Raw genomic sequence first — 15064 nt, forward strand, 5'->3', positions numbered from 1 at the left:
GAGTCAGCATGCGTCTTACAAAAAACCAGCTGATCGGACTGATCATCGTACTCTTCGGAATCAGCATATTTTTGCAAAACAGCGGGCTTGGAGACGCGTTATTCTGGCCGCTCGCTTTTCTTTTTGCCGGGTATTTTCTCCACAAATATTCCCGCCGCTGGCTCGGGTCTGTCATGTATATTTTTGCAGGCTTTCTGCTGCTGAAAGACATCTTCAGCATTACATTCAGCCTGTTCGGCTTCTTCTTTGCCGCTTTCTTAATTTATGCGGGATACCGGCTGGTGACAAACCAGCCGGTATTTGACCGCCATAAGCCGAAAGGCAGGGAGAAGGAAAAGACGGATTCCAAGCCGCTTCAGGAGAAGAACAGCCCGGGACAGCGCAGCTTCTTTTTCGGTGATGTAAAATTGATGAAAACACCTTTTGACTTAAATGAATTGAATATCTCCGGGTTTATCGGTGACGTGAAAATCGATTTGTCAAAAGCGATTATTTCAGAGGGAGAAAACACCATCGTCATCACGGGGTTGATCGGAGATGTCGATATTTACATCCCGTCCGACCTTGAAGTGTCCATCAGCTCCTCTGCGTTCATTGGAGACATTGACGTTATCGGCGGCCGAAAAAGCGGCATCGGCAATCAAATCTATACCGAGACAGAGAATTACGAGCAGTCGGCACGACGGGTCAAAATTTCGATTTCGCTGTTTATCGGCGATGTGGATGTGCGGTTCATATGAGAACGAACAGGCTTGCAAACATTCAATGGCGCGCCGTCCGCTTATCCCTTGGTGTCAGCTTTACGATTTTTCTTGCTGTATTGGGCTTTATGCTGTTTTATTACCAGCTGGATCCGAGGGTGCTCATCGTTTCCAGGTGGTTCGGGATTCCGTTTATCGCACTTCTCGCATTGATCAGCACAGCTGTCGGGTTCGGCTCAGGCTATATGTTCGGCAATCAGCTGAAAAAACGGCTTGAAAAGCTGATCGAGTCTATTCTAAAGTACGAAAACGGCAACTTTGCCTACCGGATTCCATCGCTTGGAGACGATGAGATCGGGCTGGCCGCCGACCAGCTCAATGAGATGGCCGAACGGATCGAAAGACAGGTTGCCTCTTTGCAAAAGCTGTCCAATGAGAGAGCGGAATGGCAGGATCAAATGAAAAAATCGGTGATCTCCGAAGAGCGGCAGCGTCTCGCGCGCGAATTGCATGATGCGGTGAGCCAGCAGCTGTTTGCGATTTCCATGATGACTTCAGCTGTTTTGGAGGGAATCGATGCTGCGGCTGATGAAAAGCTCGCTCAAAGGCTGAAAATGGTCGAAAAAATGGCGGCCGATGCCCAGAATGAAATGAGGGCGCTGCTTTTGCATTTACGACCTGTTACCCTTGAAGGGAAAGGTCTACAAGAAGGGCTTGCAGACCTTTTGAAAGAATTTAAAGCGAAACAGTCGATCGACATCGATTGGGAGATTGAGGATGCGGGCAAACTTCCGAAAGGTGTGGAAGACCACCTGTTCAGGATCGTTCAAGAAGCGCTCTCAAACGTGTTCCGGCATTCAAAAGCGACAAAAGTCACCGTCAGACTGCTGCTCAGGAACAAACAGCTCCAGTTGAAAGTCATTGACAATGGCGAAGGATTTAAGATGGATGCCGTCAAAACATCTTCGTACGGGCTGAACTCGATCAAGGAAAGAGCCAGCGAAGTCGGCGGAGTGGCAGAAATCATTTCATTTACGGGAAAAGGAACACAGGTTGATGTAAAGGTTCCGATTTTTGAACAACAAAAAGGAGAGGCTTAAAAGGTGATTCGAGTATTGTTAATTGATGATCATGAAATGGTGAGAATGGGGCTGGCCGCTTTCCTGGAATCCCAGCCTGATATTGAAGTGATTGGGGAGGCATCAGACGGAAAGCGCGGCGTTGAATTGGCGCTTGAAACCAAACCCGACGTGATTTTGATGGATCTTGTGATGGAAGGGATGGACGGAATTGAGGCCACGAAACAAATATGCCGGCAGCTTGCCGATCCGAAAATCATCGTTCTGACGAGCTTCGTTGATGATGACAAGGTCTATCCGGTCATCGAAGCCGGAGCGCTCAGCTATTTGCTGAAAACGTCGAAAGCGAGTGAAATCGCCGATGCGATCAGGGCTGCGAGCGTCGGAGAACCAAAGCTTGAAGCCAAAGTCGCAGGAAAAGTGTTGTCCAAGCTGAGACATTCAGCCGGCGAACAGCCCCTTCATCAATCGCTGACAGCAAGAGAATTGGAAATCCTCAAACTTGTAGCAGAGGGCAAGACAAACAAAGGTATTGCCGAAGAATTATATATCACCATTAAAACAGTTAAAACGCATGTGACGAACATCCTTTCCAAGCTTGAAGTCGACGACCGGACACAAGCCGCAATCTACGCCCACCGAAACAAACTTGTCGACTGATCAAACAAAAAACAGCTTTCTCAAGAAAGCCGTTTTTCAGCCGTTCCAATATTTTCGATCCTCGGCTGCAGGAAGAGTGAATGAATCTGTTTCAACCGTGCGGGCGGTAAGTTGGGCGGCCTCGTTTTCTTCGCGTGCATGTTCGCCCGCTGTACCGTTTTGGCAAATGATGTCGAGCCGCTCGGCCACTATGGCATTGTGTTTCTCCTGCAAGTCGATCAACTTGCCGATGCCTAGCAAAATGAATCCGCCGATGAAGCAAAAAAACGGAGTGGTGAGGTATGTGCCGATCGTGAAGAAAAGCATCGACTGCGAATCCTCCATAAACGGATCATAGGCGACATCACTGATAATGAATCCGGACAGAATGACTGCCGCTGCAATCAAAAAAATGCCTGTCATGTGCAATATCCGCTTCAAGCTCATCACCCTTTCAAACACATTCTATCAGAAAAACGGGGCGCTATCTGCTTTTTGTCGCACCTTTTGTTCCAAAGTCCTGAATCGTCGCTTTAATATGATAGTCGATATAGGCTTCGCTGAAGTGTTTGTCCCAATTGAATCTGTCTTTTTCCCACTCCTTCGGAAAATTGATCCGCGCATTGTCGGAAAAATCGGTGACGTCCGTTTTGATATCGTGCTGCAGGACATGGATCAGCTGCTCAACCCGCTTTTTGATGTCTTTTTGAACCGATTTCTCTATGTTTTTTATATATTGGTCATTAAAAGAATCCTCTCCAAGATACCAGTCCTCTGACAGCCTTCCTTTAATATTGGCATTTACGACGAATTTGTACTTTCCGTTCTGCCTCATCGCCCGCACGCGGTGGGTCATCGAAAACACTTCATACGAGAACAAATGTCCATCATGCCTTGAGTCGATCACTCCGCCGATGGCATTGCCAGTTAATAAATTCAGCGCTTCGATCTGAGACGGCGAAAGGTTTGCATGGTATTTGTTGTTTTTGATCACGGCGCCGCCTTCAAGCTGAAGCTGTCCTTTTTCGATCACAACCTTCGGCATGATATAAGATAAATCAGACTGCATTTTAATCGAAATATCGTTCAATGTGACGGGCTTGAGCAGCTTGATCGTCGAAGCTCTGTTTTCAGAGATGCTGTGGATCACGTCGGACGCAGGGTCACTTGCACCATCAACCTTCAGTATGCTGTCGGCAGCTCCGGGCGTCATATAGACCTCGCTGCTCCTTCTGATGCTGTTGTCCCTAATAAATTGATTGATCAATGCTTCCAGAGAAATATCGGATACAAGCTCCTCTGAGAAAATCAGGACTTGCAGATGCTGCGAGAATACCGGGAAATTTTTCAAAGCGGTGGAACGGATGGTTTGATGGACCGTGTTTCCGGAGGTGGACACCACTTTAGGCGGATCCTGAGCGCTGCCGTCTTGTCCGATCTTTTTAGGAACAAGAAACTGATACGTCAATTTCACGTTTTTATCGTCCTCGCCTTTATCGAGGGCAAGGCCGATGGCGATGCTAAGCTTTTCGATCTGCCTGCTGTCCCAGCAGCCTGTTAAAAGGAGAAGCAGAGAAAGGGCTGCTAACATTCCCTTTTTTTTCATGAAGAAGTAAACCTCCTTTTGATGGACACGAGCAAAAAGATCATAAGCGGAAGTGCACAGAAGACAACGATAAAGATATATCCAAGGTAGTCGCTGAAGGCGCTGACCTGGTTGGCGTCCCGCGGGACAAGGGATGCTAGATAGATGACAACGCCGATGAAGAGGACGTTTTTTTTCACAGGCCATCCGAATACGTTTTCAAGTCCTGAAGCGGCAAAGTACGTATAGACGACAAACGTTGTGAAAAACTGGATCGTCCAAATGACGAGCAAAAACGATTCGAACCTTTCGATGAAAATCCCTCTTATCTCAAAAGACTGAAACAACGAGATCGTCGGCCATGTCAACGTCATGACCTCAGTCGCGGTCAGCGCCCCGACAACGACCGCAAAGGTGAGGATATATAAGAAGAGCGGTATCCCAAATCCAATCGCCGATGCCTTAAAAAGCTTTTCTTTGTTTTTGACGTATTTCGGCAGAAACATCATCAGCTCCACCCCTAAAAATGAAATGGAAACGACCGTCAAAGCTCTGCTGACCGGCTCCAAACCAAGGCCGAGAACCGGCCGCAAATGGTTCAGCTGAAACATATTCAGGCTCAGTCCGCAGACGATCAGAAGAATGACAATGGTAACGGACAGGAAGAACGGGAATATCTTTGACATATCGCTGATACCCCCGACAACCAAATAAATTGCACAGACGATAAAAGCGAAAATCGTCACGCTCATCGGCGTGAACTGAAGAAGGAAAAACTTTGCCATTTCAGCCATCGACCTGGCTTCAAAGCTGGCCACGCCCATGAAGTATAAAACGATTAACAGGTTGAGAATATTCCCGATTATAAAGCCGCAGCCTTCTCTTGTGTAATCAAAAAAAGACAGGACGTTGTGTTTTTTAACGATTTTTGCATTGATGTAGATAATGAGAAAAAAGACAAGCCCCTCAAAGATTAATACGATCCATCCGTCCGGCGACAGCGTTTTTTGCGTCAGCGCCCTGGGCAGCGTCAGCAGGCCTGCGCCGAGCATTGTGCTGGTTATGATCGAAGCGGCTTCATACGTGCTAATCCGATCGTGCTGATTTTTTGGATCCATTTTTACGGTTCACCTCCCGAGCTTTTGTTGGCAGACGAATAATGGCTTCATCCGTATGTTTTAAGCTGAATAAATGGTTCGGGTTAAAATACGGGATGCCGAAGCTTCTTTGCCTAGCCAAATGGGTGAAGATGGCGAGCATGCACAATATGATCCCGTAAAGCCCGAACACGGCTGCAGCCACCATGGAAATAAAACGAAGCACGCGAAACGACAGGCCCATGCCGTACTGCGGCACAGTAAATGAAGCAAGGGCGATAATGCTGACGATGATCACCATCACAGAGCTGACGATATTTGCTTCGACCGCCGCCTGGCCGATGACGACGCCTCCCACGAGGCCGATCGTCTGGCCTAGCGGGCTGGGAAGCCGCAGTCCCGCTTCCCGTAAGAGCTCGATCGTCACTTCCATAATCAGCGCTTCAAGGAGCGGCGGAAACGGCACATTTTCGCGCGTGCTCGCAATCGTAACAGCGAGAGCCGTCGGCAGCATGCCTTGATGAAAAGATACAAGCGAAATATAAAACGCCGATAGGAACAGGGTGATGAAAATCGAACTGAACCGAAGAAATCTGATCAAGGTCGTGGCGATCCATCTTTCGTAAAAATCGTCCGGGGACTGCATCACCATTCCGAAAGAAGCCGGCACGATCAGGGCAAATGGCGAGTAATCAACAAAAATTGCGATCCGTCCATTAAACAGCGCTGAAGAAACCTTGTCAGGTCTTTCGGTATTCTGGATCTGCGGAAACGGCGAGTACTTATTATCTTCGATTAATTCTTCAAGAACGCCGGTATCTTGAATATCATCCAGCTGAACTTTTTTCAGGCGCTTTTTAAGATCTTTGATGATCGAATCGTCCGCTTTGCCCTGGATATAGAGAATGGTCGCGTCTTTAAACTTGCTCTTGCCGAGCGGGATTTTTTCCACGGTCAGTTCTTTATCCGGGACACGCTGCCTGACTAGAGCCACATTTGTATCGACATCCTCGATAAAACCGACTTTCGGGCCTCTGACGACGTTTTCTGTATTCACTTCTCCAAGGCTTCTTTTCTTTTTCTCAGCTGTCGGCAGTGCAAATACAGTATTCAAACCGTTGATCAACAGCAGACATTTTCCTTTGAAGATTGCGTTAATCGCGTCCTTTTTTGCTGTAACGGGTTCCGCATTCAGCTTGTTTAAGCGGAGCCGGACATCCTCCAATGAATAGGAGCTGTCATCGGAGACAAGCAATTTCGCAGCCTTCTGGATTTTCTTGTCATCATTCAAATCTTTAAAGTACAAAAAGTAAAAAATGATTCCGTTTTTCAGCATTTTTTTATTTTGAATCAGATCATCGTTATGCTCGAGATGGGGAAGGAGCATTGCGAGATTTTCATGGATGTGTTCCTTGAATTCCGATTGAGTCATGATCGTCACCTGCCCTGGTGTTTCTGGAGTTGTATAGGTTATCTTTTCCTGTTAAAAAAACAATATACTGTGTTACAGTAGTGTTTGGCGAAATTTTCATTGAACAGAGACGGAGTGAGAAAGTTGGCGCAAATCAGGCTTACGGGGAAACCGGAGGAGATTGAACGCATTATTCAATCTTTTTCTAAGCATTATGAGGTTTCATATGTATCGAAAGAATACGGTAAATCAAATCCGAAATATAAATATGCAAAAGATACCCGGGTTTATATTGAGCTAAAATTAAAATAAAGATAAAATTTAAATGGAAGGGTTTTATCGATTTTTATCGAAATATAGATTATTGCAGATTGAGAGAAGGAAGGGATTCGAAAGTGGATTACAGAATTGAAAAAGATACGATGGGTGAAGTCAAGGTTCCCGCCGATAAGTTTTGGGGAGCTCAAACCCAAAGAAGCAAGGAGAACTTTAAAATCGGTTCCGAGAAAATGCCGCAGGAAATTGTGTATGCGTTTGCAATCTTGAAAAGAAGCGCTGCGATTGCCAATGAAAAGCTTGGAAATCTTGAGGCGGAAAAAAAGGAAGCGATTGTTTCCGTATGCGATGATATTTTAGAAGGAAAGTATGACAGCCATTTTCCGCTGGTCGTCTGGCAGACCGGCAGCGGAACACAGAGCAACATGAATATGAATGAAGTTGTGGCAAACAGGGGAACGGCTTATTTGCAGGAAAAAGGATCAAGCCTGAAAATCCACCCGAATGATGATGTCAACCGCAGCCAAAGCTCTAACGACACATTCCCGACAGCTATGCACGTGGCAGCTGTCCTCGCGATTCACGATAAACTGATTCCGGCGATTGACCGGTTGAGAAGCACGCTGCATGAAAAAGCTGAAGCTTTCAAAGACATTGTCAAAATCGGCCGCACTCATTTGCAGGATGCGACACCGCTGACATTGGGACAGGAAATCAGCGGCTGGGTATACATGCTGGACCGCTCTAAAGAGATGATTCTTGAAGCTGCTGAAAAAATCCGCGATCTTGCCATCGGCGGAACTGCCGTCGGAACAGGCATTAATGCCCACCCTGAATTCGGCAGCACCGTTGCCGAAGAGATCAGCGCTCTGACCGGGCAGACATTCAAAAGCTCGCCTAATAAGTTTCATGCGCTGACAAGCCATGATGAACTGACACACGTGCATGGGGCGCTTAAAGCGCTTGCGGCAGATCTCATGAAAATCGCCAATGATGTCAGATGGCTTGCGAGCGGACCTCGCTGCGGAATCGGCGAGCTGCTTATCCCGGAAAATGAGCCGGGAAGCTCGATCATGCCTGGAAAAGTAAACCCTACGCAAAGCGAAGCGCTGACAATGGTCGCATCCCAGATCATGGGGAATGACGCAACGATCGGCTTTGCCGCGAGCCAGGGGAACTTTGAACTGAACGTCTTTAAACCTGTGATTATTTACAACTTCCTCCAATCCGTTCAGCTTCTTGCCGACGGCATGAATTCATTCCATGACAAGTGTGCTGTAGGAATCGAACCTAATCGGGAAACAATTGAGAAGAACCTGACCAACTCTCTCATGCTGGTTACGGCTCTAAACCCGCATATCGGATACGAAAATGCTGCGAAAATCGCGAAGCTGGCTCATAAAGAGGGGCTGACGCTGAAAGAAGCGGCTCTCAAGCTGAACCTTTTGACAGAGGAGCAGTTCGACGAAGTTGTTAAACCTGAAGAAATGGTGAAACCGAAAGCATAATCAACAAACCGGCTGCATGCATTGCAGCCGGTTTTGTTTTGCGGATCATCCGTGCGGATGGTGCATGTCTTTTTTGAGCAATTCGGCGAGTTTGTCCGTTTCTTTTCGAATCGCGGGATATTCCTTCAAGTTGGCTATCATGCCTTTGATAATGGCGTTTTTGCGTTTTTCTTTTCTCAGCTCTTTCTCCAGAATATCCAGGCTTTCGGCAAGGTCTGCAGGAGGAGCGCCGTTGTACTGCTTGTTCGCTTTGACGCGCATTTCATTGAGCAGGGCGTCCTTCAGCGGATCAAATGTGTAAAATGGGCCGAACCACTCGTCTGCTTTTTCGAATGGGATCAGCGGCTGGTCATTGCGCTTGATCATCCCCTTCGCCAAATCGTCGAGGCGGTTCAGCATGTGGTCGGCGAGAGACTGCAGGTCGAACGAATGGTGCAGCAAAATCATCAGCTCAAGGTAGACATCGCTCATTCCGTTGATCATAAAGCACAGTTCGGCGCTGTACGGTTCAATGTCTTTGCCGTAAATGTTCTGGATGTTTTCGATGTGCAGCCTGAGCGTGGTTCTCCGCATTTTTTTCGCAAACGCCTCAATTTCTTCATTGATCGGCATCGACCGCTCATTAAACTGCATCGTGATAAACTCTTTATGCTCCAAAATGTTTTCGAAAAAAACGACGAGCTGCATCCGGTACACATCGCGCGGATGGTCATGCTCCGTTTTGATTTTCTGGATTCGGGTAAAGATTCTTTCATAGTAGTAGTGAAGGACTGAAAGGAGGAGCGCTTCTTTTGATTTAAAATAAATGTAGAAAGCGCCTTTTGACATTTGGCACTCTTTTGCAATCTCTTGAACTGAAGTAGAACTGTATCCTTTTTTAGCGAAAAGTTTGATGGCTGTTTCAATAATGACTTTCTCTTTTTGTTTCATAGCTTTCACCTTCCTGAAAGATCGAACCCAAAAGCGGCTTTCGGCGGACCGGGGTGACTGGCGGGTCACTTTTTTTGCTCCGTTATATTTTTAACTAGATTGTAACTTGTTTTTTTGTTTGATATTATTTATATTATAAAGTAAGGTGACCGAGTGGTCAAAATTTGCGGAGAAAGGGTGAAGGTTGATGAAAGAAATCGATGACATGATCAGGCGCCTGCGCAGCAGGGGAATTAAGGTGGACAAAGTTAAATATCCAAAGCACGTCCTGTGCGAAAAGAAATGGATGAAAAAGCCAAAAAACACAGTGAAGCCGAGCTACCGGGATTTCAACGGCTATTCGTTTATATGAAAAAAGACTGCAGCGTCTACAGTCTAATTTCTCGGAACGGATATTGAGTAGCACACACCGGTTTGATCATTCCGAATGGTCATGTCAGCATGGTGGAGCGTTAAGATTCGTTTAACGATGCTGAGTCCAATGCCGAATTCGCCTTTCTTCCCTTTATTAAAAGGCTCATACAGGCTGGAAAGCATCTCTTCTTCAATGTGCGGTCCGTCATTTTTAATGGTGATCAACGTATGTTCTTTCGTCGACCTGACGCTGATGTCAATGAATGTCTCCGCATAGCGGATCTGGTTTTCAAGAACGTTTTCCAACAGCTTGCTCCATTGTTCTTGATCGCCCGTCAACATTGTTTCCTCTTCAAGATCAATCTTCCAGTTCAATTCTTTTTTGGACCATCTCAAGCGTTCAACAACTTCTTTAATGACCTCTTGTATATCAAAAGTTCCGTACTGTCTTTCTTGTCTCAGCAAATAATCAAGCTTTGTCAGATAAAGAAGATCCTTGATTTTCTTTTCAAGTTTTTCAGCTTCGCCTTCAATGACTTCAATCGTGTTTTCCAAATCTCCTTTAGGGTAGATGCCGTCTTTGATCGACTGGGTATACCCGCGGATGACCATGACCGGCGTTTTCAGGTCGTGGGAGATGTTTTGCAGGAGCGTGCGTTCTGTCTCATCTTTCTGGATGAGCTTTTGCCGCATGTCTTCAATGGTGTGCCCCAGCTTGCCGATTTCGTCTTCCCTGTCGACAATCACGGGATCATCCCAATCCTGTTTAGAGATTTGTTTGACGTGCTTTTCAAGCGTGACGAGCGGTCTTGATAAATATTTCGCCAGCCAAATAGAAGGAATCCAGCTCAGCAAAATGACGACGATCAAAATAAACAGCAGCTGCTTAAACAGCGTATGAGACAAATCGTCCCTGTATGAATCAAGCGCATAGGATAACAACAGAAACGTCTGGTCCTGGGTCTGGATTTTTTTGAGCACAAAGAAAACGTGCTCTCCGTTGACATTCTCCGAATACCTTTTCGATGACTCGTCCTGCCTTTTCCCGAGCTTCTGCACCTTCTCGATAAATGAATCGGGGAGAATCTGCGGGCTCTGATAGACGGTTCCTTTCTCAGGCAGCAGGACGTGCTGAACGTGGCGGTTTGTGCTTCGCGAGCCGCTGCTTCCGCCGAAGCCTCTTTCCGGTGAATCGGAAAATCCGTATTCCGTCAGAACATGCTGCTCATTTTCAATGTTTGTATAAATTTCATCAGTGAAAAAGTTCTGCAGTGTCGTCGAGAATAGAAACGTCAGCAAAATCGAGACCGTTAACAGGATGCCGCAAATGACACTCCAAATTTGAAAGGCGAGCGACCTGTTCTTCATGATTTCAACATCCTGTAGCCAAACCCGTAGATGGTTTCCACTTTCAGTTCGGGCATTTTCTTGCGCAGCCTTCTGACAAGATCGTCGACGACGCGGTCGGTTCCGAAGTAATCGTCTCCCCAGACGCTGGTGAGAATATCCTCCCTTGAAAAGGCGCGGCCCTGGTTGTTTATAAATAGAAGCAGAAGATCAAATTCCTTTGACGTCAAATTGATCATGCTGCCATTTTCATAGACTTCTCTCAAGTCTTCATAGACTTCATAGCAGGAAACCGGCGTTCCTTTTTTCTTCTCAGGCGGTTCTTCTTTATAAATCAGCTTGAGCAGCTTTTGCACGCGGATGATCAGCTCCCTGGGGAGAAACGGCTTAGATATATAGTCGCTGCTGCCCAGTTCAAGCCCCAGCACTCTGTCAATGTCGGCATCGCGCGCAGAAATAAAAATGACGGGGACTTCCGGATCTTGATTTTTTATTTCTTTTATTAGCGTATACCCGTCGATATCTGGTAACATGATATCGAGAATCCATAAATGAGGTGACTGGCCTATTTTTTGCCTGGCGCTTTCACCGTTTAGAAAAGAAGTGACGTGCCAGCCTTCACTCTCTAAGTATTTTGTCAGCAATTCATTTAAATTCTCTTCATCTTCAACTAGATAAATGGAGTATGACAAGGGCGGTTCACATCCTTTCTACGTCATTATACTAGTTTTAACATAAGTCTGGTCAATTTTCATAATTTCACATATTCTTTTCATTTTTATCCCACAATGTTTTCGTAACATATTCATCAGGGAAGAAAGGGAATGAAAACAGAGTGAACGATGGCCGGGTCTCTTTTTTTGTGGATGTTAAAGCTTTAATGCCATTTGCGATAGTTGAAGACAAGAAAAATAAAGGAAGTGTACGCTTATGGATTTTAGACGCGATGACGAACAAAAACATGCAAATGAAGAGCAGTTTCACGAAGAAGCGCAGACGCCGCAAACGGCAGGTTCTGAGGAGCAGCAGTCAGAACAGCCGGCAAAGGAGCCCGAGCTGATTTTAAAGAAGGATACAGACGATCAGTCAGATCTTACGAATAAAGAAACCGCTGCAGCCCTGGAAGATGCCAGGGAAACGAGAGCGGCAAAAGAAAAGCGGCGCAAGGCTTCGTGGCTGAGCCCGATTTTGGGCGGGATCATCGGAGGCGGCTTGGTGCTTGGAATCTCCCCGTATCTGCCGGGCGATCATCCGAGCGAAACTGCCGGAACCGGACAGACAGAGCCAAAGCAGTCGCAGAATTTCACCACAAAACCTGTCACAAACGCAGATAACGTACCTGATATGGTGGAAGATTTGGAGCCTGCGATCGTCGGAGTTTCAAATATTCAAACGAGCTTCGGCTTCTCTGAAGACGACGTGGAGGAGAGCGGCACGGGATCAGGCGTCATCTTTAAGAAAGACGGCGGCAAGGCCTACATTATCACAAACAACCATGTCGTTGAAGGCGCCTCGAAGGTGACCATCTCCTTATACAACGGAAAGACCGCGGATGCCAAGATTATCGGCAGCGACGCTTTGACTGATCTGGCTGTTTTAGAGATCAGCAGCAAAGGCGTTGATAAGGTTGCAAGTTTCGGAGACTCCGCAAAACTGCGCGCCGGCGAAAAAGTAATTGCGATCGGGAACCCTCTCGGCCTTCAATTTTCAAGAACGGTTACAGAAGGCATCATCAGCGGTGTCAACCGGACGATTGAAGTCTCAACATCTGAAGGGAATTGGGATATGAACGTCCTTCAGACAGATGCGGCGATCAACCCTGGAAACAGCGGCGGGCCTCTGATTAACAGCAGCGGGCAGGTCATCGGCATCAACAGCCTGAAGATCAGCCAAAGCGGTGTTGAATCGCTTGGCTTCGCGATTCCGAGCAACGATGTTCAGCCGATCGTTGACGAGCTTTTGGAAAAAGGGAAAGTGGAACGGCCTTTCCTCGGCGTGCAAATGATCGATATGCAGCAGGTGCCTGAACAGTACCAGCAAAATACGCTCGGCCTATTCGGAGACCAGCTTAATAAAGGCGTGTACATCGATAAAGTATCGCCGAAATCGCCTGCGGCAGACGCGGGTATGAAAGCCGGCGACGTCATCACCAAAATGAACGGCAAAAACGTCGAAACCACTTCAGATCTCAGAAAAATTCTTTATACTGAAGCAAAAGCAGGAGATACCGTCACATTTGAGGTGCTGAGAAACGGAAAGCAAACAACAATGAAAGCAAAGCTTGCGAAAAGCAAATCATAAATAAAAGCCATGGCGTCTGCCATGGCTTTCAGCGTGTCGCCAAACCCTCGCATTCGTTGTCAAGCCTGCGCGTCGGTGCTCACGAATAGAGGAAGGATCGGCGGCTAACCGCCTAGGCGTCCTGCCTAAACGCCGCCGTCATCACATCCTGTGAAAGTCAGCTTCCGATGCTCGGCTTTCCTAGACTGCAAGGGTTGAGGGTCACGCTGAAAGTATGACAAAATCCCAAAACGGCTTTTAGTTTTGGGATTTTGTCAACAATCTGAAGCCATGGCGTCTGCCATGGCTTTTTCATATTACTTGTCCAAAAATGAACTAAGCATCCAAATTTGCTTATCAATTTCCTCTGTCAGGGCGATATAAAGGTCAGCGGTAGAATGGTCTGATTTTTCTTCCGCCAGTTCTATGGTATGCTGAATTTCATCGCGGATTTGACGGTAATCGCTGACAAGTGCGGAAACCATTTCTTCGGCCGTTTTTTCGGATCCGTTTTCCTCGATTGTGCCGTGGTCAAGGTATTCTTTCATTGTGGCAAGCGGCTGTCCGCCGATGGCCAGCAAGCGTTCCGCGACCACATCTGCCGTTTCTGCGGCATGGTTGTAAAGCTCTTCGAATTTTTCATGAAGGGTAAAGAACTGCGGCCCTTTTACATACCAGTGAAAACGGTGAAGCTTCGTGTAGAGAATGAACCAGTTGGACAAATTCGTATTCATTGAGTTTTCAAGTACAGGATTTTGCTGTTTTAATTGTTGAGAGATCATGTGATATTTCCTCCTCGTGTTTTCATTTGTTAATTATATTATAACAAATATAAAATTAAAATCAATACTAAATTATAATTATTTTAAATAACCTTATTTAAACAAATTTTTTATGACCGCGCGTTCCCAAATCCGCCATGGCAGGGCGTTGTGGAGGAGAATCAGGAGGCGGACGCCCCTGCCGATCGGATAGCGCAGCCTGTTCAGCCGCTTTTTTACCGCGAGGCGGCAGATCAGTTCAGCCACATCATCAGGGTTTCCGTAATGTTGGCGGCTCGCCGCAATGTAGGCGGAGATCCGCTCAAAATATGTACTGTACCGTGATTCGGCTTCAGGTGCAGTGACCTGGGCGGCAAACGATGTCTCCCAAATCGCCGTCTGATACGAACCCGGCTGGACGACGGCCACATCGATCCCGAATGGACGGAGTTCGAGGCGGAGGCTTTCTGAAAAGCCTTCAACCGCATGCTTTGATGAAGCATATGCCGAAAAAGCGGGGAAAGCGATCCGCCCGCTGATGCTGCTCAGATTGATGATTTTGGCGCCGCTGTGTTTCTTCATATAAGGAAGGATCGCTTTCGTTACCGCCATCAGGCCGAAAACATTTGTCTCATACTGTTTTCTGTAGTCGTCAAGAGAAAGCTCTTCAGCAAATCCGCCGTATGCCGTTCCTGCATTATTGACGAGAACGTCTATCTGTCCGTACCGTTTCAGCTCTTCGGTAAATGATGAAATCGATTGTTCGTTTGTGACATCTAGTTCGGCGACGGCAATCGATGAATCGATCGAAAGCTCCGCTATGCGGTTCCGCAAAGCTTCAGCTTTTTCTGTATGGCGCGCCGTTGCGATGACGAAATGAGTGCCGGCGAGTTTTAAAGCGGTCAATAAACCAAACCCGCTCGTCGCGCCTGTTACGATGGCGATTTTATTATTCAATGAGTTTCCTCCATTCAAAATTTTGGCTTGTTGACAAAAAAAGGCTTGTCAGCGGCAGTTTATCATTGATAAAATTTAAAAAGTGCTAAAAGACCTATTTTTTTATAAAAAAACGCAAGAGAGAAAGAAGGCAGGGTGA

The 15064-nt window shown here is 46.7% G+C and carries 16 protein-coding genes; 7 read left to right on the plus strand and 9 right to left on the minus strand.

What is annotated here, in order from left to right; genetic code table 11:
- Positions 1–8 precede the first annotated feature (8 nt).
- From liaF to liaR, 3 genes are read left to right on the plus strand one after another with little or no spacing between them, the layout of a single operon-like run.
- On the plus strand, positions 9–740 hold the full coding sequence (gene liaF, locus ACH97_RS01115; protein WP_048350404.1) for a cell wall-active antibiotics response protein LiaF: 732 nt from the start codon (positions 9–11) through the stop codon (positions 738–740).
- A complete protein-coding gene (gene liaS, locus ACH97_RS01120; RefSeq protein WP_003185128.1) occupies positions 737–1801 on the plus strand; it encodes a two-component system sensor histidine kinase LiaS in 1065 nt (354 codons plus the stop codon). The genes liaF and liaS overlap by 4 nt, the downstream gene beginning before the upstream one ends.
- A gap of 3 nt (positions 1802–1804) precedes the next feature.
- Positions 1805–2440 carry a two-component system response regulator LiaR gene (gene liaR / locus ACH97_RS01125; protein WP_003185124.1) on the plus strand — a complete coding sequence of 212 codons (636 nt, stop codon included), beginning with the start codon at positions 1805–1807 and terminating at the stop codon, positions 2438–2440.
- 36 nt (positions 2441–2476) lie between these two features.
- On the opposite strand, the gene ACH97_RS01130 is transcribed toward liaR, so the two are convergent.
- From ACH97_RS01130 to ACH97_RS01145, 4 genes are read right to left on the minus strand one after another with little or no spacing between them, the layout of a single operon-like run.
- Positions 2477–2860: a hypothetical protein gene (locus ACH97_RS01130; protein WP_003185122.1), complete on the minus strand. Its 384-nt coding sequence runs from the start codon at positions 2858–2860 to the stop codon at positions 2477–2479.
- Positions 2861–2903: 43 nt separating this feature from the next.
- Positions 2904–4025, minus strand: a complete 1122-nt coding sequence (locus ACH97_RS01135; protein WP_048349998.1) for a Ger(x)C family spore germination protein — start codon at positions 4023–4025, stop codon at positions 2904–2906.
- On the minus strand, positions 4022–5122 hold the full coding sequence (locus tag ACH97_RS01140; protein ID WP_048349997.1) for an endospore germination permease: 1101 nt from the start codon (positions 5120–5122) through the stop codon (positions 4022–4024). The genes ACH97_RS01135 and ACH97_RS01140 overlap by 4 nt, the downstream gene beginning before the upstream one ends.
- Positions 5091–6533, minus strand: coding sequence for a spore germination protein (locus ACH97_RS01145; RefSeq protein ID WP_048349996.1), 1443 nt, complete (start codon positions 6531–6533; stop codon positions 5091–5093). The genes ACH97_RS01140 and ACH97_RS01145 overlap by 32 nt, the downstream gene beginning before the upstream one ends.
- Positions 6534–6656: 123 nt before the next feature.
- On the opposite strand from ACH97_RS01145, the gene ACH97_RS22620 reads away from it, so the two are divergent.
- Positions 6657–6824 (plus strand): YvzF family protein, encoded by a 168-nt coding sequence (locus tag ACH97_RS22620; protein ID WP_081043970.1) that lies wholly within the window; start codon positions 6657–6659, stop codon positions 6822–6824.
- 83 nt (positions 6825–6907) lie between these two features.
- Positions 6908–8296: a class II fumarate hydratase gene (gene fumC / locus ACH97_RS01150; protein ID WP_003185111.1), complete on the plus strand. Its 1389-nt coding sequence runs from the start codon at positions 6908–6910 to the stop codon at positions 8294–8296.
- A 45-nt stretch (positions 8297–8341) separates the two neighbouring features.
- Here fumC and ACH97_RS01155 read toward each other — a convergent pair whose 3' ends face one another.
- On the minus strand, positions 8342–9226 hold the full coding sequence (locus ACH97_RS01155; protein ID WP_020452897.1) for a TetR/AcrR family transcriptional regulator: 885 nt from the start codon (positions 9224–9226) through the stop codon (positions 8342–8344).
- A 187-nt stretch (positions 9227–9413) separates the two neighbouring features.
- Between ACH97_RS01155 and spxO the strand changes: the two genes are divergently transcribed.
- On the plus strand, positions 9414–9578 hold the full coding sequence (gene spxO / locus ACH97_RS23665; RefSeq protein WP_009329558.1) for an anti-adapter protein SpxO: 165 nt from the start codon (positions 9414–9416) through the stop codon (positions 9576–9578).
- A 23-nt stretch (positions 9579–9601) separates the two neighbouring features.
- Here spxO and cssS read toward each other — a convergent pair whose 3' ends face one another.
- Together cssS and cssR are read right to left on the minus strand one after the other, a co-directional pair.
- Positions 9602–10948 carry a two-component system sensor histidine kinase CssS gene (cssS, locus tag ACH97_RS01160; protein WP_003185106.1) on the minus strand — a complete coding sequence of 449 codons (1347 nt, stop codon included), beginning with the start codon at positions 10946–10948 and terminating at the stop codon, positions 9602–9604.
- Positions 10945–11619 carry a two-component system response regulator CssR gene (cssR, locus tag ACH97_RS01165; protein ID WP_009329557.1) on the minus strand — a complete coding sequence of 225 codons (675 nt, stop codon included), beginning with the start codon at positions 11617–11619 and terminating at the stop codon, positions 10945–10947. The genes cssS and cssR overlap by 4 nt, the downstream gene beginning before the upstream one ends.
- 238 nt (positions 11620–11857) lie before the next feature.
- Between cssR and ACH97_RS01170 the strand changes: the two genes are divergently transcribed.
- Positions 11858–13228 (plus strand): S1C family serine protease, encoded by a 1371-nt coding sequence (locus ACH97_RS01170; protein WP_003185101.1) that lies wholly within the window; start codon positions 11858–11860, stop codon positions 13226–13228.
- 296 nt (positions 13229–13524) lie between these two features.
- Here ACH97_RS01170 and ACH97_RS01175 read toward each other — a convergent pair whose 3' ends face one another.
- Positions 13525–13989, minus strand: coding sequence for a Dps family protein (locus tag ACH97_RS01175; RefSeq protein ID WP_020452896.1), 465 nt, complete (start codon positions 13987–13989; stop codon positions 13525–13527).
- A 93-nt stretch (positions 13990–14082) separates the two neighbouring features.
- Positions 14083–14925: an oxidoreductase gene (locus ACH97_RS01180; protein WP_048350822.1), complete on the minus strand. Its 843-nt coding sequence runs from the start codon at positions 14923–14925 to the stop codon at positions 14083–14085.
- Positions 14926–15064 lie beyond the last annotated feature (139 nt).

The organism is Bacillus paralicheniformis, from assembly GCF_001042485.2.
GTDB classification, from domain to species: Bacteria; Bacillota; Bacilli; order Bacillales; family Bacillaceae; genus Bacillus; species Bacillus paralicheniformis.

What these genes read in the sequence shown, in the direction of transcription:
- spxO (WP_009329558.1), top strand. Translation starts at nt 9,414, where the DNA reads ATGAAAGAAATCGATGACATGATCAGGCGCCTGCGCAGCAGGGGAATT.
- ACH97_RS01140 (WP_048349997.1), bottom strand. Translation starts at nt 5,122, where the DNA reads ATGGATCCAAAAAATCAGCACGATCGGATTAGCACGTATGAAGCCGCT.
- liaS (WP_003185128.1), top strand. Translation starts at nt 737, where the DNA reads ATGAGAACGAACAGGCTTGCAAACATTCAATGGCGCGCCGTCCGCTTA.
- ACH97_RS01135 (WP_048349998.1), bottom strand. Translation starts at nt 4,025, where the DNA reads ATGAAAAAAAAGGGAATGTTAGCAGCCCTTTCTCTGCTTCTCCTTTTA.
- ACH97_RS01145 (WP_048349996.1), bottom strand. Translation starts at nt 6,533, where the DNA reads ATGACTCAATCGGAATTCAAGGAACACATCCATGAAAATCTCGCAATG.
- ACH97_RS01175 (WP_020452896.1), bottom strand. Translation starts at nt 13,989, where the DNA reads ATGATCTCTCAACAATTAAAACAGCAAAATCCTGTACTTGAAAACTCA.
- cssS (WP_003185106.1), bottom strand. Translation starts at nt 10,948, where the DNA reads ATGAAGAACAGGTCGCTCGCCTTTCAAATTTGGAGTGTCATTTGCGGC.
- ACH97_RS01155 (WP_020452897.1), bottom strand. Translation starts at nt 9,226, where the DNA reads ATGAAACAAAAAGAGAAAGTCATTATTGAAACAGCCATCAAACTTTTC.
- liaF (WP_048350404.1), top strand. Translation starts at nt 9, where the DNA reads ATGCGTCTTACAAAAAACCAGCTGATCGGACTGATCATCGTACTCTTC.
- ACH97_RS01170 (WP_003185101.1), top strand. Translation starts at nt 11,858, where the DNA reads ATGGATTTTAGACGCGATGACGAACAAAAACATGCAAATGAAGAGCAG.